At 41.8% G+C, this 19629-nt stretch carries 18 protein-coding genes; 1 reads left to right on the top strand and 17 read right to left on the bottom strand.

What is annotated here, in order from left to right; translation table 11 throughout:
* Positions 1 to 415: 415 nt before the first annotated feature.
* From CEF13_RS10960 to CEF13_RS10950, 3 genes are all read right to left on the bottom strand, one after another.
* Positions 416 to 1168 (bottom strand): SDR family NAD(P)-dependent oxidoreductase, encoded by a 753-nt coding sequence (locus CEF13_RS10960; protein WP_102710709.1) that lies wholly within the window; start codon positions 1166 to 1168, stop codon positions 416 to 418.
* Between the two features lie 35 nt (positions 1169 to 1203).
* Positions 1204 to 2088 (bottom strand): TolB family protein, encoded by an 885-nt coding sequence (locus CEF13_RS10955; RefSeq protein ID WP_102710708.1) that lies wholly within the window; start codon positions 2086 to 2088, stop codon positions 1204 to 1206.
* Between the two features lie 103 nt (positions 2089 to 2191).
* A complete protein-coding gene (locus tag CEF13_RS10950; protein ID WP_102710707.1) occupies positions 2192 to 3232 on the bottom strand; it encodes a LacI family DNA-binding transcriptional regulator in 1041 nt (346 codons plus the stop codon).
* Between the two features lie 297 nt (positions 3233 to 3529).
* Here CEF13_RS10950 and CEF13_RS10945 point away from each other — a divergent pair, with 297 nt between their 5' ends.
* The gene (locus CEF13_RS10945; protein ID WP_244917070.1) at positions 3530 to 4045 is read left to right on the top strand and encodes an RNase H family protein; all 516 of its coding nucleotides are present in this window, start codon (positions 3530 to 3532) and stop codon (positions 4043 to 4045) included.
* 153 nt (positions 4046 to 4198) lie between these two features.
* On the opposite strand, the gene CEF13_RS29445 is transcribed toward CEF13_RS10945, so the two are convergent.
* The 14 genes from CEF13_RS29445 to CEF13_RS10870 form a co-directional block, all read right to left on the bottom strand.
* Positions 4199 to 6037: a flagellin N-terminal helical domain-containing protein gene (locus CEF13_RS29445; protein ID WP_146022698.1), complete on the bottom strand. Its 1839-nt coding sequence runs from the start codon at positions 6035 to 6037 to the stop codon at positions 4199 to 4201.
* A gap of 1074 nt (positions 6038 to 7111) precedes the next feature.
* On the bottom strand, positions 7112 to 7924 hold the full coding sequence (gene spo0A, locus CEF13_RS10930) for a sporulation transcription factor Spo0A (protein ID WP_102710704.1): 813 nt from the start codon (positions 7922 to 7924) through the stop codon (positions 7112 to 7114).
* A gap of 275 nt (positions 7925 to 8199) precedes the next feature.
* Positions 8200 to 9528 (bottom strand): SpoIVB peptidase, encoded by a 1329-nt coding sequence (gene spoIVB, locus CEF13_RS10925; RefSeq protein ID WP_102710703.1) that lies wholly within the window; start codon positions 9526 to 9528, stop codon positions 8200 to 8202.
* A 123-nt stretch (positions 9529 to 9651) separates the two neighbouring features.
* Positions 9652 to 11364, bottom strand: a complete 1713-nt coding sequence (gene recN / locus CEF13_RS10920; RefSeq protein WP_102710702.1) for a DNA repair protein RecN — start codon at positions 11362 to 11364, stop codon at positions 9652 to 9654.
* Between the two features lie 15 nt (positions 11365 to 11379).
* Positions 11380 to 11832, bottom strand: a complete 453-nt coding sequence (gene ahrC / locus CEF13_RS10915) for a transcriptional regulator AhrC/ArgR (protein WP_102710701.1) — start codon at positions 11830 to 11832, stop codon at positions 11380 to 11382.
* A 17-nt stretch (positions 11833 to 11849) separates the two neighbouring features.
* Positions 11850 to 12320, bottom strand: a complete 471-nt coding sequence (locus tag CEF13_RS10910) for a hypothetical protein (RefSeq protein ID WP_208414539.1) — start codon at positions 12318 to 12320, stop codon at positions 11850 to 11852.
* Positions 12321 to 12505: 185 nt separating this feature from the next.
* Positions 12506 to 13336 (bottom strand): TlyA family RNA methyltransferase, encoded by an 831-nt coding sequence (locus CEF13_RS10905; RefSeq protein ID WP_102710699.1) that lies wholly within the window; start codon positions 13334 to 13336, stop codon positions 12506 to 12508.
* A 16-nt stretch (positions 13337 to 13352) separates the two neighbouring features.
* Entirely contained in the window at positions 13353 to 15251 is a 1899-nt protein-coding gene (gene dxs, locus CEF13_RS10900; protein WP_102710698.1) for a 1-deoxy-D-xylulose-5-phosphate synthase, read from the bottom strand.
* 121 nt (positions 15252 to 15372) lie between these two features.
* Complete coding sequence (locus tag CEF13_RS10895) at positions 15373 to 16287, bottom strand: polyprenyl synthetase family protein (RefSeq protein ID WP_243864587.1); 915 nt, start codon at positions 16285 to 16287, stop codon at positions 15373 to 15375.
* A 2-nt stretch (positions 16288 to 16289) separates the two neighbouring features.
* The gene (xseB, locus tag CEF13_RS10890) at positions 16290 to 16544 is read right to left on the bottom strand and encodes an exodeoxyribonuclease VII small subunit (protein WP_102710697.1); all 255 of its coding nucleotides are present in this window, start codon (positions 16542 to 16544) and stop codon (positions 16290 to 16292) included.
* On the bottom strand, positions 16528 to 17898 hold the full coding sequence (gene xseA, locus CEF13_RS10885) for an exodeoxyribonuclease VII large subunit (RefSeq protein ID WP_102710696.1): 1371 nt from the start codon (positions 17896 to 17898) through the stop codon (positions 16528 to 16530). Before xseA ends, xseB begins: the two co-directional genes overlap by 17 nt.
* Before the next feature lie 8 nt (positions 17899 to 17906).
* Complete coding sequence (folD, locus tag CEF13_RS10880) at positions 17907 to 18767, bottom strand: bifunctional methylenetetrahydrofolate dehydrogenase/methenyltetrahydrofolate cyclohydrolase FolD (protein WP_102710695.1); 861 nt, start codon at positions 18765 to 18767, stop codon at positions 17907 to 17909.
* Between the two features lie 49 nt (positions 18768 to 18816).
* Positions 18817 to 19260: a transcription antitermination factor NusB gene (nusB, locus tag CEF13_RS10875; protein ID WP_102710694.1), complete on the bottom strand. Its 444-nt coding sequence runs from the start codon at positions 19258 to 19260 to the stop codon at positions 18817 to 18819.
* Between the two features lie 137 nt (positions 19261 to 19397).
* The gene (locus tag CEF13_RS10870; protein WP_102710693.1) at positions 19398 to 19628 is read right to left on the bottom strand and encodes a DUF2273 domain-containing protein; all 231 of its coding nucleotides are present in this window, start codon (positions 19626 to 19628) and stop codon (positions 19398 to 19400) included.
* Between the last annotated feature and the right edge of the window lies 1 nt (position 19629).

Genomic DNA, 19629 nt, shown 5'->3' with positions numbered 1-19629 from the left:
CCAATTCAAAAATATCATACAAAAGTAATTACCAAATTACAACACATAAAACTGTAAATTAACATTTTTGATTGCGTAATACAGAATTAACTTTCCTTTTTTCACTAAAATAATTGTAAGTACTACGTATTTCTTAGTTTTTTTCTGATACTTTAGAACTAAATTCATAATTAATTATTACAAAGGAAATACAATTTGATTGATTGGACCTATTTCTACGGAACCACTTTGTCAAAATATGTTTCAATCTATTTGTTACATGATTAATACCCAAATATATGTATCTGAAACAACATATATTAGAAAAAATATATTTTTTCTTTAAGCTAACTATCAATACGAAAAAAAAGACGAGCAACACAAAGTGTATTTATCACTTTGCAATACTCGTCTAATTGAACGTTAGAAACTTGTTTTATATGATATATGGATTAGCTTCAATCGTTTCCGCTTTGGCGACTGCATCTTCTAATGTCATGCCAACAAAATTTTGTGCATGAAGGAAGCGTCCACTTTTCTTATCATCAACAAAGGCACCAACTGCTATTCCAGGAATAACTGTTGCAACATCGCTAGGTGCGTTCGGGCCTCCTAAATCGGTTCTGCACCAGCCTGGATCTGTAATATTAATCATTACGTTGGTTCCTTCCAGCCTTGACGCCAAATCCTTGGTGAATTTATCAAGAGCCGCTTTACTTGCTGCGTAACCGGATTGCTCAGGTTCATTCTTAATGCCGCTAGTCGTATTAATAACACGACCAAAGCCTCTTTCAATCATTTTAGGAATTAAACGATAGCAAATAGTTGCCATTGCAATAAAATTAATACGGAAGCTCATATCATAATCTTCAATCGGTGTTTTCCAATAATCCGTTCTATAAGCAATTTGTACGGCAGCATTATTGAATACGATGTCAACCGTTGTTCCTTTTGCTTCGATTCCATCAAGCATGGCAACTACTTCATCGTTATTGGCAAGCTCCGCTTGCACGCAATAAGCTTCGACACCGAGTGCTTTTACTTCTTCCTCCACTTTCTTCGTATGTTCCATATTTCTGCTGTGCAAGATCAGATTGCAGCCCTGCTTTGCCATAAAAATAGCGGTCTGATAGCCTACACCTCTGCTTGCTCCTGTAATTAGCGCCCATCTTCCTTTTACGTTTACCATTATAATCTCTCCCGAAAAGAATGATTTTTTTAGATCTATAATTTATAGCTGACAAACGCTAATTGACGATTATCAGGCGACCAGGAATTTACGTTGATCGTGCCCTGACCACCAAATAGCTTGACCAATGTCCGATATTCGCCGCCTTTGCTAGCCATTAGACGAATCTCTACGTTCTTATTCGCAGGATGGTCATTTGGTGCCACATCGTCTTTTTGGTAAGTGATATATGCAACGGATTCGCCATCTGGTGATACATGAGGAAACCAGTTATTGCTTTCATCGAAAGTCATTTGCGTCTGTTCACTACCGTCTGTGTTCATCCGCCAAACCTGCATTAAGCCCGTTCTCGTTGAATTGAACCAAATATGCTGGCCGTTCGGGGCATACTCCGGTCCATCGTCCAGACCCTCCGCATCCGTTAACTGTGTTTCCACCCCGCCAGTAACTGGAATCGTATAAATATTATAATTGCCGTTCCGCTCCGCACAATAAGCTAATGTGTCACCATCTGGAGACCACCCGTGTAAATAGCTGGGAGCCATCGCTGTAATGAGGACTGGATGAACGGGTTGTTCGCCTGTAAGTGGAAATACATAGATGCGTGACTGGCCATCCTCCTTCGTGTGATGGCTCACAGCGATGTGCGTATTATCAGGAGACAGCACATGATCGTTATTGCATTGATTCGCATACCCCGAGCTAATGAGAGTGCTTTCATTTGAATCAAGATCAAAAGAAAATAGCTGACCTTTGCTATTGTAAATAAGACGTTTACCGTCTTTCGTCCAGTTTGGAGCTTCGATCAAATAATTAAACTCAGCCAAAACTTTTCTTTCCCCGGTATGTACATCTACTGTTTCAAGAAAACTGGTAATGATATGCTCTTCGATCTTACGAGGTTGTTGTAAAGTTTTCATTTATCCACCATCCTTATTTGTTTTTTTACTTTGAGGTAAGTCTGGAATGGTCCCAATGCGTGAGCTCATTCATGAACACGTGTTTATATTTCTGCAAAAAAACTCACACTCTTTTGCATGAGTTTCGGATAACAAGACTGCAATCAAGCGTGATTTGTCTAATATCATCCGTGGGTTGCTCGATCTTGGCAATGAGTATAGAAGTCAGCTGCTTGAGCATATCGCTGAATTCGACTCGAACCGTTGTTAGAGCTGGATGGTGCTTCTCGCTAAGCGCATGATCATCAAAACCGATAATAGACATATCATCTGGAACCTGCAATCCATTTTCCTTCAAAGCACGAATCGCACCAAATGCTACGCTGTCATTCGCAGCAATAATTGCCGTTGGCCTTTCCACTTCAGTACGGAGAAAAGCATGGATTGACTCATATCCGCTTTGTTCATGAAAGCTGCCCGCCAGCACCCAATCTGGATTAACCTCCAGCCCGCATAACTTCATAGCCTTCAAAAAGCCCTCATATTTCGTCGGACCCGATAAACGGTTCATATCCCCGTTAATTACACCAATCTTCGTATGACCAAGACCGGTAAGATAAGCTACAGCCTGTTTCATACCAGATTCATTGTTGAAATTAGTGACAATGCGATTGGATTGTGTTGCTTCTGGATGCACTTGATCCACAACGCCGACAATGAAGCCTTCGTCAATAAGCTCCTCAATAAATGGTTCATGAGTAGCCGCTCCAATAAAGATTCCTCCATCAATACGACGCTGGAAAAAAATCTCTTTTACGTTTTTGATCGTTTCGGCATCCTTAGCATCTCGTATGATATGTGTAAGCACATAATAGCCATAAGCGGACGCATCTTCAATTACACTTACAATCATCATATTGGTAAGAATATCGCTGGACACATGTCCAGGCGCAACTAGGAATAATCCGATTGTTCGCGCACGTTTGCCAGCAAGCACCTGAGCAGATACATTTGGAAAATAATTATACTGCTTGATGACTTTCATAACCTTGTCACGTGTCTTCTCTGGAACGTTCGTGTAGTTGTTGATGACTCTGCTTACCGTGCTTCTGGATACGCCAGCAAGACGGGCGATCTCCACACTATTCATATCTGCCTTCTTCAATTATCGCTCAGCCTCTTTCGTAAACGCGCGTTTATTCGTTCATCATACACAATGTACAAAATCACTGTCAATCTTTTTTAGAAAATGTGTGAAAAATTTGTTTTAAACTCTAGGCTTTTTTGATTATGGTATCCACTATCCGCTAGAGAAATTCCATTTGCAGGAATTTGATACCTAAAAGGTTTAGCAAAGCTTTTCTTGACTTAAACTAATAAAATGTACAGTATCTAAACCTAATCAACGTTCGTAAGTTTATTAATATTTTACATAATTACGCATAAAGGAGATTGAAAAACCGTGCAAACTGCCAAGGACTTTTTGGTTAAAAAAACATCTATCAGCCCTAGTGTACGACACAATATTATGAATACGGGTATGGTCTTCCTATATTGTGATTATGCTGGTTTCGCTTCTCAAAATAATTATGGTGTTGCTTGCTCCATAGTCTACAACCGTACTATACATGTAACTGCTAAGAAACTAATAATAGAGCATGATGAAGGTTCAAATTACGGGGAATTACTTGCTATCGTGTACAGTCTTGAACAACTCACTACAGTATTGAAGATATATCAAGCGAAAGCCGCTATCATATACACCGATTGTAGTAGTATATCACGGATTTTATCAGAACATTACGTTCGGCATCCGTATTATGAAAATGCACGAGATAAAGTAATAGCTTCTTTAAATCATTTAAACAATATGTTCCCAAATGTGAAAATAAATATTAACTACATTCGAAAACATAAGAACAATAACCCCTTACATCGGATGGCCCATAATGCAGCTAGAAAAGCGGCTCATAATTGAAAACGGTAATGCAAAACGTTTAACAATAATCAAAATACCGTTATTTATTGAGCTTTTAAAAGCCCAATAAATAACGGGTATACGTTCGTTATTTATTTCGGAATAATCGCATTGTTCCGTATGAATGAACAAGCTTGCTTATTCATACTCCAATTATTTCAATAATTGCAATACTGCCTGTGGTTGTTGATTGGCTTGAGCAAGCATCGCTTGCGCTGCTTGGGTTAGAATGTTCGATTTAGTAAATTCCATCATTTCTTTAGCAATATCTGAATCTCTTATTCTGGATTCCGCCGAAGTTAAATTTTCAACTGCGTTTTCAAGATTATTTGCTGTATGCTGTAATCTATTTTGGAAGGCTCCTAATTTTGATCTCTCCGATGATATTTTCCCAATAGCTTTATCTATCTTCGTAATTGCTTCTTCTGCTTTATCTCTTGGGTCAATAACAATACTATCTATTTGTAAGTTTTCAGCAGTATATCCTCCAATTGTTATCATTAAAGTTTGACCTGCATTAGCGCCAATTTGCAGCGTTAAAGTTTCAGCATTGCTTAAAACTTCCTCATTACCATCGCTTTTAGCAAGCATTAATGAAGTAACTGCATTGCCTGAAAAGCCATTAATGGTGCGCAATCCGCTTGTATTATGACATAATATTAATTTCCCGCTTGCTAAGGATGCTGTGACGCCTACTCCTTCAGTTACTAACTTCCCGTTAATTTCAGTTAGCAAATCTGAAGATGAATAAGTACCAGCGGAAAGAATTATTGATTTAGGAACTCCATCAACTTTAAAATTGAATGTGTCATTTTTACCGGAAATGATATCAAGTCCATTTGAAAGGTCTACGCTCCCAAGCACTTTCGTTGGAGTGCCTGGTGTAGGTACACTATGCCAAATGTTGTCCAATAATGTGGTTAGTGCATTCCCACCAAAGTTATTCATCAAATTCACATTAGATGCTGTTAATGTTAAAGTGCTGGTTGGAATCCACGATATACCGCCATAGGTCGCTTTAACAGGTGCCCCCGCTAGTGCAAGCTTATTATTTATATCCATTGCCAATGGTGAAGTAGCAGGATCTGCACCGTATGGAATATTATATGTATTCGCTGCTAGCGTTATAGAATAATTCACACCATCCAAATCAAATGTTAAATTATCATTAACACCAGCAGTAATTGTGATGGAAGGTGTCAAAGGTGCCTCGCCTGATATGGTATAGCGATCAACAGTTCCTGACTGGGAAGAGATTAATAATGAAGTAATCGCATTCCCAGCAAAGTTATCAATGGTATGTATTCCGTTCGAATTATGGCTTAATTCTAGCTTGCCATTTGATAGTGCGGCTGTGACACCCGATCCTGTTAATTGCAAATTAATAGCTGTCAGTAAAGCAGAAGAAGTATATGTTCCAGTAGCGAGTGTCACTGATGTCGCGATCCCATCAACATCAAAATTTAATGTATCATTGCTACCTGCTGTAACAGTCAAACCGCCACTTAGATTTATATCTCCTGAAATTTTTGTTTTAGATCCTTCTATCAGAACAGTTGATTGACCAGAGTAAGTACCATTTATCAATGGTTTAGTATTAAACTCTGTCTTATTCGCAATATCGTTTATCCCTTTTTTAATTTGTTCTATTTCGTCTTGCAGCATTTGTCTGTCTTTGTCCGTTAGAGTATCGTTTGCAGCTTGTACAGCCAGCTCCCTCATTCTTTGTAAATTAGGATTTTGTATTTGTCCCAAAGCATCTTCTGCTGTTTGAATCAGGGAAATCCCATCGTACGCATTACGAACTGATTGATTTAAACCTCGTATTTGTGCTTTCATTTTTTCAGATATGGCTAATCCAGCTGCATCATCAGCAGCCTTATTTATCCGAAGACCAGAAGATAATTTTTCTAATGAATTAGATGTTGCCTTATTATTTTTATTTAGTTTATTGAGTGTATTCAATGCCGAAATATTATGTAATATTCTCACTCGTATTTTCACCCCTATATTTACTATCGGTAATCTCAGAAAGAGAATTTAGTTATAATTACCCATCTACTAAATTCATGAGTAAAACCCTATAAAACCATATTTTTCTTCGTTAAAATACCACTTCTTTATCGTGTATTCGAATACTTTTTAACGCTCTAATTCTTACCTTCAATAAAATAATACTCCACGTAATTAAAGTTGGTAATTCTAAATATAATAATCAATATCAGAACTATTTTTTTCGCTTGTGTTTTCTTTCCTTTGTACTTTTGTTGTAATTATCGATTTACAAAAATAATATAAAGTTAAACTAGCAACAATAATATAACTTAACTTAAACATCAGATTCTCATACCTTAATTTCCAACCAACAAGATTATCATTTTCAGTAAAAAATTCAGCTAATAGGAACGCATATGTATATAAAGCCAAACACCACAACAATATAGTAACTATCATTTTTCTTTTAAAAATATCTTTTATTGTAAAAATAAGTTGGTATAACGATAATAAGATCGCCACTATAGAAATTGTCCTTTCATCAGCAATTCTCTGGTTTTTGTAAAATAATATCAGAATAATAAACGTTATCAACAATGTTATTGCTATTGAGTAAAACACCCTCTTCGAAATAATACCCAATTCTATTGACTTTGTTTCATCATTACTTAATGATAAAAATACTGTTAGCAAATAACTAAATATAATAATATATAAAATGAGTCCAAACCATGAATTCAAAACTATATTAACCTCCTTTAGCTACTGTTAAATGCTTGATGTCAAAAGAACAAAATTTCAAAAATAACTCCAAGGAATTAAGTGTTTTATCACTGCTATTTGATTTACTACATCCTTTCTACAAAGAAAGTACATCTCCTGGTAATGTAAAATGACACTATAAAAATTAGTTTTTCTGTAAACAAAAAAATCCACTCCTTTGATGGGGACGAATACCCAATAAAGCAGTGGATTTATCATTTACTTAGAGGATGTTAGTTGGTTAAACAATTAGTTGTTTGGATATCAAATTGTTCTACCTACATTTCCACGAATTTAACATATCTACTCTCAGCTAACCTTATGCTCAATCCGCAGCTTATCTGCAACCATCGCAATGAATTCGCTATTAGTTGGTTTAGACTTGCTAATATTGATCGTGTAGCCGAACAGATGGCTGATGCTGTCGATATTGCCGCGTGTCCAAGCGACTTCAATCGCGTGGCGGATAGCGCGTTCGACGCGGGATGGTGTTGTTTTGAATTTTTCCGCGATTGCTGGATAAAGCGTTTTAGTAATCGCGCCTAAAATTTCGATGTTATTGTATACAATTGTAATCGCTTCACGCAAGTATTGGTAGCCCTTGATATGAGCCGGCACACCAATTTCATGTATGATGCTTGTAATATTCGCATCCAAATTTTTCCCTTTGGCAATAGGCACAACATTAGATTTGAGTGTCGATGAGCTTGTCGTGAAGCTGCCCGAAGATGAATATGTAGGACTACCCACAAGCTGCCTAATCCGATTTGCAAGAATATCCATATCAAATGGTTTTAGAATATAGTAGGAAGCGCCAAGCTGAACTGCTTTTTGTGTAATATTTTCTTGACCAAATGCAGTTAACATAATGATCTTCGGCATCGGCGACAGGTTCATTTCTTTCAAGCGTTCAAGAACTCCAAGACCATCCAAATGCGGCATAATAATATCAAGGATAAGTACATCTGGTACCTTTCTTGCTTCCTCCAGATGTCTTAGAACCTCTTCCCCGTTATACGCGACTCCACTTACACTCATATCACTTTGTTCGGATATGTATTCCGATAACAGGTTAGTAAATTCTCGGTTGTCATCTGCTAACAATACTTCGATCATATGCAAGTTGTGGTCCTCCTCATATTGATATTCATGATTTCGCTCATTAGTTGTCTGTGTTAAAGTTTTCGACATGGGAACTTGAATTCCTTCTGTCGAAAATTATTTTTCTTTATTTTTTCTCAGCATTTCGTTATAATTAATAATTTGTTACAGATGTTGCTATCGTTCGTTAAGGTTCGACAAAATTCACATGTTCAGCTGTTCCTTCGAACTTATTAATTAGCTTCTTATAAAAAAGGTCTGCCTCGGCATTTTAGGCCAGGGCAGACCTTTTATCATTAAGCTGTTTCACCTAAAGTACCGTTCGTTGACTTCAGAAGCACTCCCGCGTCTTGCAACATCCACTCAATAAAACAACCGTAGCCTGATGAAGGGTCATTAACAAATACATGAGTTACTGCTCCCACCAGTTTCCCATCTTGAATAATGGGGCTTCCGGACATCCCCTGAACAATGCCGCCTGTCTTACTCAATAATTGCTTATCTGTGATCTTTATAACCATTCCCTTTGTTGCAGGTCCTGTTTGTTTAGATACATGCGCGATTTCAATGTTGAAGCGTTCCACCTTCTGTCCGTTTACAACAGTCAATATTTGTGCGGGTCCTTCTTTGACATCCTCGGCAAAGGCTACAGGCAGCGACTGATCACTATAGCTATGAGTAGGAACCTCGTTCATCTTGCCGAAAATGCCAAATGGTGTGTTTCGCTCAACATTCCCTAAAACCTTGCTCTCTTTCACGAAATGGGCTCTTTTTTCTCCCGGTTCCCCGCTTTGGCTTTTATTTATGGAAGTCACGCTAGATTGTAATATTTGGCCCTCACCAACTTCAATGGGCGTTTGTGTATCCATATCTGTGATAACATGGCCTAATGCTCCATAAACGCCCTGATCCGGTGCATAGAAGGTTAATGTACCCACGCCTGCTGCTGAATCACGTATATAGAGACCCAGTCTCCATGCTTTATCCTCTGCGTCAAACACAGGAGTTAATTTCGTTTGACTGAGACGACCATCCCGTTTATAGGTAACATCGAGCGGTTGCTTATTAATGCCTGCTTGCTCACTAAGCTTCGCAATTTTTTGAACTTCATTAATATTTGATCCGTTGATCTTTACAATTAGATCACCAAGCTGCAGGCCAGCAGCTTCACCTGGTGATTTCTTCATTCCATCACTGCCCGTTACTTGATGATGACCAACAACTAAAATGCCTGATGATTTAACTTTTACTCCGATCGTCTGACCGCCTGGAATTACACGCAAATCTGGGACAACGTTAACTTTCACCGTCTTGAATGGAATTTTACCAAATAATTTCACTTTCATTTTCGTATGACCGCTTTGATTCGATTGCAATGACAAAGGCTCATTCAAATTGACCGACAGAGAATTGCTGCTTGATCCGTTAATTTGAAGCATTTGTGGGTCGACCGTTACTTTTGCATGAACTGGCACTCCATAATGCAATCGTTTCAGCTGCCCGGAGAATAAACGAAGTTCATTCGGGATAGAGGCAAAATGTTGAAACGGAGTAGAGGCCCCGATCATGCAAATGAATATAACGAGAACTAGGCCAAACCATCGCTTCCTTTGACTGGAGTTCAATGATTTCACGCTCCCTGTAATTCCATCGCATGACGTTAAAGGTTAAAGCGCCAGTGGCGTACCTTTAAGTTACCCTCACCCGTTTGTTTTATGTCCACAAAATCATTCCCTGAATGGGTTCCATTACGCTCCCTTTTGTCTATGTGCCAAATCAAGCATTTCCTGAGCATGATGTCTTGTTTTTTCCGTTACTTCCACACCGCCAAGCATCCGGGCAAGCTCCTCTATTCGTACGGAATCAATTAATTCAGCTACAGACGTAGACGTACGAGCGCCTATAACCCGCTTGCTTATTTCATAATGGTGATCCGCCATACATGCTACCTGCGGCAAATGTGTAATGGAGAATACTTGGCATTTCTGGGCAAGCTGTGACATCTTCTCAGCGATTGCTTGGGCTGCCCTGCCGCTAACCCCAGTATCTACTTCATCAAAAATTAAGACAGGAACCTGATCAATTTCAGCAAATATACTCTTTAATGCAAGCATAATACGCGACATTTCACCACCGGATGCAATTTTATTAAGCGGCTTTAAAGGCTCGCCTGGATTGGTTGACAGCATAAAAATCGCTTCATCCATTCCATTAGCGTGCAATCGTATATGCTGTTCTTCGCCAGAGCTCGTAACCGTTGTATCCAATTGAACTTTAAACTTAGCTGCTGGCATTAATAATTGGCCAAGCTGCTTCTCAATCGCTTCTGAGAGCCTCGCTGCCGCATGCTCGCGCAGCTGTGACAGCTCCCTCGCTAATTCAAGTGCTTGATTATAAAGCCGCTTCTCTTCGGCGCTAAGCTCTTCAAGCAGCTGATCACGATTCTCGATCTTGCCGTTTTCTATAGTAGTGCGCTCTAAATAAGTCAATATGTCAGGAATGGTCTCTCCATATTTACGCTTCAAGCCATTTATTAAATCGAGTCTGTCCTCCACCTGGGAGAGCTGCTCTGGATCTGATTCTATGCCATCGCGATAATCGCGTAATTGAAAAGCCGCATCCTCTGCTTGATAAAATGCAGATTGAAGCTGTTCTAATAAAGGGCTTAATTTAGCTGCATCATACGTTTGAATATCAATGAGCTTGGCTACAGCTTTGCTCATGGCATCTAATCCTTTGCCGCCGTAAAGCAAAGAATATGCCTCAGATACAGCGTCCATTCTTTTTCCTGCATACATTAGCTTGCGCCGCTGTTCAACAAGTAATTCATCCTCACCCGGCTTAAGCTTCGCATTGGATATTTCTTCGATCTGAAAACGATATAGATCGAGCATTTGCACATTGTGTCTTGCCGAATTCTCAAGCTCGCGCAATGATGCTCGTGCCTGTTGAAGCTGACCAAAAATAGAAAGGTACTGCTGCTTGCGCTCAATTAATAAATCGCCGGCAAATAGATCGAGCCATTCTAAATGCTGCTCCGTGCGAAGCAAAGATTGGTGCTCGTGCTGGCCATGAATATTAACGAGGAACTCGCCAACCTCACGTAGCATAGTCATCGTTACGAGCTGTCCATTGACACGGCTGCTGCTCTTGCCATGTGAGGACAACTCACGCCTAATTACAAGCATCTCTTCCGAGGAGGCTCGTACACCAAGCTTGTTCAATACATTCCACACAGGATGGCTGTGCGGCAGATCAAACATCGCTTCCATCTCTGCCTTGTCGCAGCCGTACCTCACCATGTCTGCGGAGCCACGTCCGCCAACAACTAAGCTCAAGGCGTCAATTAAAATTGACTTTCCCGCTCCTGTTTCCCCTGTCAACACATGAAATCCATTATGAAAAGTAACATTCACTTCTTCAATTACCGCTAAATTCCGTATCGATAGCTCACGCAGCATGGTTTAATAACCCCCCTAATTTAGTAGCTCAAGTAATCGTTCGACAACTTCTCCGCTTTGTGTTTTGGTCCGACAAATGATTAAGATCGTATCATCGCCGCAAATCGTCCCCATCACTTCTGTCCATTCGATATTATCAATTAAAGCTCCGATTGTATTAGCCGTTCCCGGAGAACATTTCATGACTACTAAATTATCTGTGTAATCAATATGCTCGAAATGATCCAACAGCGCTCTCTTCAGCTTATGTATAGGGTTGGGGCGCTGATTATCTTGAGGAATAGAATACTTGTACTTACCTTCAGATGCAGGAACCTTGATTAGCATTAATTCCTTCATATCGCGGGATACGGTCGCTTGTGTAACCTGCATGCCTGACTCGCGCAATGCTTCAACAAGCTCCTCCTGTGTTTCAATCACTTGCTTCGTAATGATTTCCTTTATTCTAAATTGTCTAATCCCTTTCATACAAAAACCTCCATGAGTCATTCTGCGATATCAAACGTTATTTTTCTTATTACTTTATCCTTAGCGTCAACAAACAATATACCCGCACATTCAGGCAAGAGTAAAGCGTATACGAGAAGCCGATCACGTACGCCGCTTGCCGTCCAATCCATTGGCATACGATCTCGAGCTGTCTTCACGATATACATACTATTATCCATTTCCGCAATATAATCAATATATAACCGGCTTCCCTTTCCGAGCGGTACGCCGTCCAGTTCAATATAAATGGGAACTAAATGCTTAGAAGATTTGACCTCATATCCAGCCTGTTCCAGAATGATAATATTCTCGTCATTTGCCATGAGCTCTGCGCCCTTGCCCAGCTTTAAACGATTCACACTAGCCGGCTCATGCAGCCAACGATAAAAGGCTCTTAATAGCCATATAACGAGTATGCCACCTGCAAGAAACATGATAAGCCAATCTCCATAAGCTCCCACGAGCATCCCCCATTCGCGAATGGTATCTTAATATTAATTGTTCGCGAAGATGGAGGCATTTTCCTGTTTCTTTCATAAGCCGAACGTTTGTTTGCTTTTCTACAGTTTAACAAAAAATCTATGTCTCTGTAAAGAAAAAAGATGCCCATGCAGTTAAATTAACTGCTTGGCATCCTTCCTGGTGCACTTTTTTATTTATTCGTCGTAAAAGTCTCACTGGCCTGCTTGACCAGTTCACTTATAGCGTTATCATCTGGAATTAGCAAATTCGGCTCTGCCGTCCATTTCCAATAAGCTAAAAACTCTATATTGCCCTCGCCGCCTGTAATAGGAGAGAACGTTACATCCTGCAATGAATATCCTAATTCTGCTGCAGCAGTCAGAACAGTTCGCAATACATCTCTGTGTACAGCTGAATCACGGACGACCCCTGATTTGCCAACCTTCTCACGCCCAGCTTCAAATTGAGGCTTAATGAGCGCTACGATGCCAGAACCAACGGAAAGCAATGTGGACAAAGCTGGCAATATAAGCTTTAAGGAAATGAAAGAAACATCAATTGAAGCAAAGGTAGGTGGTGGACCGGTTAAATCTCCTGGCTGCGTATAGCGGAAGTTGGTGCGTTCCATAACTTGAACACGCTCATCTTGTCTTAATGACCAGTCCAGCTGATTATAACCAACATCAATCGCATACACATAGGCTGCCCCGTTTTGCAATGCGCAATCCGTAAAGCCGCCCGTCGAAGCACCAATATCCAGCATCACGCGATCCTTCAAATCAATATCAAATTTCCGTATCGCCTTCTCAAGCTTTAATCCGCCGCGGCTAACATAAGGGTGCAGGGCGCCTTTCACCTTAATGTCCGCTGTACGGGGAACCTTCATTCCGCTTTTATCGACGGGCTCATCATTTACGAGCACAAGCCCAGCCATTAAGGCAGCCTTTGCCTTTACCCTGCTATCGTAAAAACCGCGCTCTACGAGGAGCACATCAATTCGTTCTTTAGCTGTCGTTGTCATCTTTCTCCTTCGACTGTTACTGCTGCCCAGTAACTCGTTTGATACGGCGTGGCAGCATGTTCTTAAGCTCTGCAGCTACCCTCTCGGCTGTTAGACCCACTTCTTGCCTTTGCTCCTTGATAGACCCATGCTCGATAAATTGATCAGGAACTCCGATAATGCGAACTGGAACTCCATAAATTCCTCTAAGTGAATAAAATTCAAGTACTGAGCTGCCAAAACCGCCTAGCTCTGAGCCTTCCTCAAGCACGATCATGTTCTTGCCTTCGGAAGCGAGCGTTAAGAGCATCTTCTCGTCCAACGGCTTAATGAACCTTGCGTTGACAATTCTCACATTCATTCCTTCGCGCTTCAGAAGCTCAGCTGCTTCCTCAGCAACTTGAAGCATAGGTCCGATGGCCAAAATAACGCCTGAATCGCCTTCACGAACCGTCTCCCAAGAACCGATTGGAAGAGCTTGCGGATTCACTTCCATTTCAACACCTAATCCCGCGATACGCGGATAGCGAACAGCAATCGGACCATCGTCATAATCAACCGCAGTTTTGAGCATTTGTCTAAGCTCATTCTCATCCTTAGGCATCATAATAACTAAATTCGGTATATGTCTGAGGAATGCTATATCATATACGCCATGATGGGTCTCGCCGTCTGGCCCTACAAAGCCGGCGCGGTCAATTGCAAAAATAACGTTTAAGTTTTGACGGCAAATATCATGTACAACTTGGTCGTATGCACGCTGCAGGAAAGTGGAATAAACAGCAAATACCGGCTTCATGCCTTCAATGGCTAAAGCAGCCGACATCGTGGCAGCATGCTGTTCAGCAATACCAACATCAATCATACGGTCAGGAAACTTATCTGCAAATTTGAGCAATCCAGATCCACCCGGCATTGCTGGCGTAACCGCAATAATTCGTTCATCCTTCTCAGCCAATTCAATTAACATTTCACTGAATACATCAGTATATACGGGAGGCCCAACTGCTTTCAGAACTTGGCCGGACTCAATTTTGTATGGCGTAATGCCATGCCACTTGAAGGAATCCGCTTCAGCAGGAGAGTAGCCTTTCCCTTTGACTGTCAATACATGAACGAGAACAGGGCCCGGCATGGAATCCGCCTGCTTCATGATATCAATTACTTGCTCTACATCATGACCGTCAACGGGACCTAAATACGTAAATCCAAATTGCTCGAACAATATGCCGCTTACGAGCAAATATTTCAAACTGTCCTTGAAACGCTCTGCAGTCTTGGCAAGCTTACCGCCAATCGCAGGTATTTTGTTCAATAATTGCTGCAGCTCGTCTTTAGCTTTATGATAATGACGGTCTGTACGAATCTTGCCTAAATAGTGATGCAAAGCACCAACATTGGGAGCGATCGACATTTCATTGTCATTCAATACGACAATTAGGTTCTTCTTCTCATGTCCAATATGATTAAGTGCCTCTAATGCCATGCCGCCTGTCAACGCACCATCACCGATAACAGCTACCACACGGTTTTTCTGGCCTTTGAGGTCGCGAGCGAGCGCCATACCCATTGCAGCGGACAACGAAGTGCTGCTATGACCGGCTTCCCATACATCATGCTCGCTTTCATTACGCTTAACGAAGCCGCATAAGCCTTTATATTGACGCAATGTATCAAACCGATCCATACGACCGGTTAAAATTTTGTGAACATAGGATTGGTGCCCTACATCAAAAATAAACTTATCATCAGGACTATTAAATAAATAATGCATGGCTAGGGTCAGTTCTACAACTCCCAGGTTGGGAGCAAGGTGACCACCCGTAACGGAAAGCTTCTCAATAAGGAATTGACGAATTTCATCTGCCAGTGCTTCTAGCTGTGTAATTGTCAAAGCTTTCAAATCTTGAGGTCCGTTAATCTGTTCAAGCAGCACGTTACTTTCCTCGCTTTCGTGGACAGCTCATAATTGCTGGCTGGCCCATGGGCATCTACATTTTTCCTATTATAGCATAGCGATGTCTATTTCCCAACAACTAATAAGAAATGATTACGCTCTAATGATCACGTTTGACAAGATAATCAGCAATTTCAAGCAATCGCTCAGGCGCTTGAAATTGTGCTTCAAGCACAGCAGACTTCGCTTCTTGGGTCAGTCTTTCAACCTGTGCTTTGCTTTCTTCAAGCCCGATAAGGAATGGATAGGTAACCTTATTCTGCTCTACATCGCTATTTGTTTTCTTGCCGAGTTTCTGCTCATCTCCGATCAAATCCAATATATCATCTTGAATTTGAAAGGCTAACCCAATATTGCGTCCGTAGCGAGACAGCAGCTCTAGCTGCTTATCAGTCGCTCCACCAATACGGCCGCCTGCGGTAACCGAAAATACGATGAGATCGCTTGTTTTATGAAGATGAATATATTCAAGCTCATCAATGGATGTGATGCCTTGTTCACCTAACATATCGGCGACCTGACCACCGACCATTCCAGGTGCTCCCGCAAGTTTAGCTAAATCTTCAACAATCGCAAGAGCCGTATCCGCAGGAATAGCGCCTTGACGCGCTGCTTGCGGTATTAAATGAAAGGCATGCGTTAGAAGAGCATCTCCAGCCAATATCGCCATGGCTTCACCGAATATTTTGTGATTAGTTGGCTTGCCTCTACGGAAATCATCATTATCCATAGCTGGCAAATCATCATGAATCAAAGAATAGGTGTGAATAAACTCTACAGCGCAAGCAATCGGGATAGCGGAATTTCTTGCTTCTGGTTTTCCGTGAACAGCTTCGGCAGCCGAAAGCACAAGTGCCGGACGAAGCCGTTTGCCGCCTGCTTCAAGTGAATAAAGCATCGCTTCCCTTAGACGCATTGGTACATCCCAAGCGCTTGGCAGCGAAATTCTAAGCGAAGCTTCTATAAGCTTCGCGTTTTCCGATAAATATGCTGATATTGCGGTCCTCTCGCTCAAGCTTATTCCCCTTTATCATCGTTTACAGCCGCAAACGGTTTTTTCTGGAACCCTTGCTCAGTTTCTATAAGTAATTCTATCTTGCGCTCTACTTGCTCCAGCTTGCTTCCGCATAGCTGTGACAGCTTCATTCCTTCTTGGAACAAATCAATTGCCGTCTCCAGAGGAACATCGCCGTTCTCAAGCTTTGTGACGATTTGATCCAATCGTTCCATTGCTTGCTCAAAAGTAAGCTCGCTATTATTCGTTGCTTCCATTGAATTGATCTCCTCTCAATGACCATACGTGACAATCTAGCTGACCGTCCGCTACCTTTACTTTCACAACATCCCCGAGCTGAACTTCACTAATCGATTTAATTAACCGCTGCTCATTCTCGTCATAAATAAGTCCGTAGCCGCGACTCATGACCTTAAGCGGACTAAGTGCATCCAATTGCCTGATCGCACTTTGCAATCTTAATTTCTTTTCCTTGACGGTCGCATACATCGCCTGCTCCAGAAGCTTGGATGAGCCTTTCCAGCGTTTTGCTGCAAAAGCTATTCGTTCTTCCGGATTGTGGCCTGCCAGTAAGGTTTGAAGCCGTGCGAGCTTGGAATAGCCACGCTCGGCAGCACGCTTGGCGCGCTGCTCAAGCTGCTCCTTCAAACGATCGAGCTGCTGCGCTTGATCCAATAAATATTTGCGCGGATATAAGAAAAAAGGTGAGCGCCTTATACGCTGCAGCTGCTCCTTATCATCCTGCACGCGATACCGCACTGCTTGTACCAGCCGCTGCTGCTGGCGTCTCAATTGCTGCTCCAGCTCATTAATATGAGGGACAGCAAGCTCGGCTGCGGCTGTTGGTGAAGGTGCTCTTAAATCCGCTACAAAATCAGAAATAGTAAAGTCAGTCTCATGTCCTACCGCACTTATTATCGGAATAGCAGAACTTGCAATGCTGCGGGCAACCGACTCTTCATTAAATGCCCAAAGCTCTTCCAATGAACCGCCGCCGCGTCCTACAATTAATACGTCGGCCTCGCCAAATCGGTTCATAGCCTCAACTGCTTTAACAATAGCAGGTGCTGCTTGAGAACCTTGTACAAGCACGGGATACACATAAATTGGAATCAATGGATAACGGCGGCTCAAAGTAATAATAATATCACGAACTGCAGCTCCGGTAGGCGATGTGATTACTCCAATCGCACGTGGAAAACGTGGAATGGATCGCTTGCGCGATTCAGCAAATAGTCCCTCGGTATCCAATTTACTTTTTAATTGCTCGAACGCTAAATAGAGGCTTCCAATTCCGTCGGGTTGCATACCATTTACGTAGAACTGATAATTGCCATCTCGTTCATAGACAGATATGCTGCCTCTAGCAATGACCTTTGTGCCTTCTTTCGGAATAAAAGGAAGCCGCTGATTATGTGAGGCAAACATAATGCACTTTAATCGGCTGTCCTTATCCTTCAGCGTAAAGTACATATGGCCGCTGGAATGGTGAGTGAAATTTGATATTTCGCCGCGAAGCCATACATCGCCTAACAGCAAGTCAGATTCCATCTTCATTTTGATATACCGATTTAATTCTTTAATGGAATAAATACGCGGCTGATCCGCCATGCCAAACGTCACTCCTTGATTCCGTTTGCCCGTTTTGCAGCTGTTATCGTATTTTTCATCAGTAATGTGATTGTCATCGGTCCAACTCCGCCAGGCACGGGTGTAATAAAGCCTGCCGTATCTAAACAATCATTAAAATCGACATCGCCAGCAAGCTTCCCATCAGGCAGACGGTTAATACCGACGTCAATGACGATAGCTCCCGGCTTGATGAATCTATGATCAATCGCTTTCGCTTTCCCAATAGCTACAACAAGGATATCCGCTTGCTTCGCCAGCTCTTCCATATTAGCAGTACGCGAATGACAGATCGTAACAGTCGCGTTCTCGCGAAGAAGGAGCATAGCAACCGGCTTGCCGACAATATTGCTTCTGCCAATGACTACAGCATGCTTGCCGGCAATATCAACACCGCTGCGCTTGATAAGCTCTATGACGCCAGCAGGTGTGCACGGCAACAGGCTGTCGTCTCCAATTACCAGATTGCCGACGCTCTCTGGGTGGAAGCCGTCTACATCTTTATCCACTCGAATAGCATCAATGACAGCTTTTTCGTTAATATGCTTCGGAAGAGGCAGCTGTACAAGAATTCCGTTAATTGTCTCTTGATTATTCAATTGGTCAATGACAGCAAGCAGCTGCTCCTCGCTTGTATCAGCTGGCAGGCGATGCACCTCTGAATAGAATCCGAGCTGCAAGCAAGCTTTCTCCTTTGAACCAACATAAACCTTTGAAGCAGGATCCTCACCAACAAGAACAACTGCAAGACCAGGAGTGATCCCTTTTTCTTTCAAAGCAGCAGTTTCCGTAATCATTTCCTCACGAATGAGGTCAGAGATTTTCTTACCTTCAATGATTTGTGCAGACATTACGCAATTCTCCTTTTGCATCGATGTATGAACTCGTTTTCGTATCTCGTTAAGACTTTAGCTCTTCTATTTCTTCCATTAATTTACCTAGAACCCCGTTAACAAACTTCCCGGATTCCTCCGTGCCAAAATGCTTAGCCAGCTCAATAGCTTCATTGATAGCAGCTTTTGGAGGAACATCGTCACGGAAAACCATTTCATAACAAGCTAGACGCAACACTTGACGGTCTACTCGCGACAACCGATCTACCTGCCAGCCCGTCAGAAACTGTTGAAGCATTCCATCAATGGCTTGCTTATGCTCCATCACGCCAAGTACGATCTCGCGCGCGAATTCATCTGTTCCGCCAACCTCTGATGGGTCAGCGCCAATTTCATTTTCTTGACGAAGCTCGTCCATCAGCATATCAACAGCATCTGATGCAGAAACCTCGTTCATTTCCATTTGGTATAGGCTTGATACTGCTATTTCTCTCGCTAATCTTCGTTTCATGTGACCTCCGCGGCAACTTTATAGCCGAATATATTGATATCTTCTTGCTCTATGCTGTATCCAAAAAAACCTATGATCTCCTCCCTGCCCCGAATAAGCGGCTATCCGGCTTCCGGAGTACGGAGGAGACCACAGGATCATTTAAAGGGTCTAAATCTGTCTAACAACGAATACCAGAGCCGCTGCCAAGGAAAAACAGGTTCATTGTGCAATTCTTTTTGTTTGCCGATCCAATAGCCAATAAAAACGAGCAGCCCTACAAAAAGCATGTCCCAAAAGCCGACAAACAAATATAAAAATCCAAAAAACAACCCCGTCGCGGCGCCAACAGCACGCTTGCCATAGATTGCCCAGAACTCCCTCCACATC

It is taken from the genome of Paenibacillus castaneae (assembly GCF_002884445.1).
In the GTDB taxonomy this organism is placed as follows: Bacteria; Bacillota; Bacilli; order Paenibacillales; family Paenibacillaceae; genus Pristimantibacillus; species Pristimantibacillus castaneae.
This window is presented reverse-complemented; position numbering and strand designations above follow the sequence as displayed.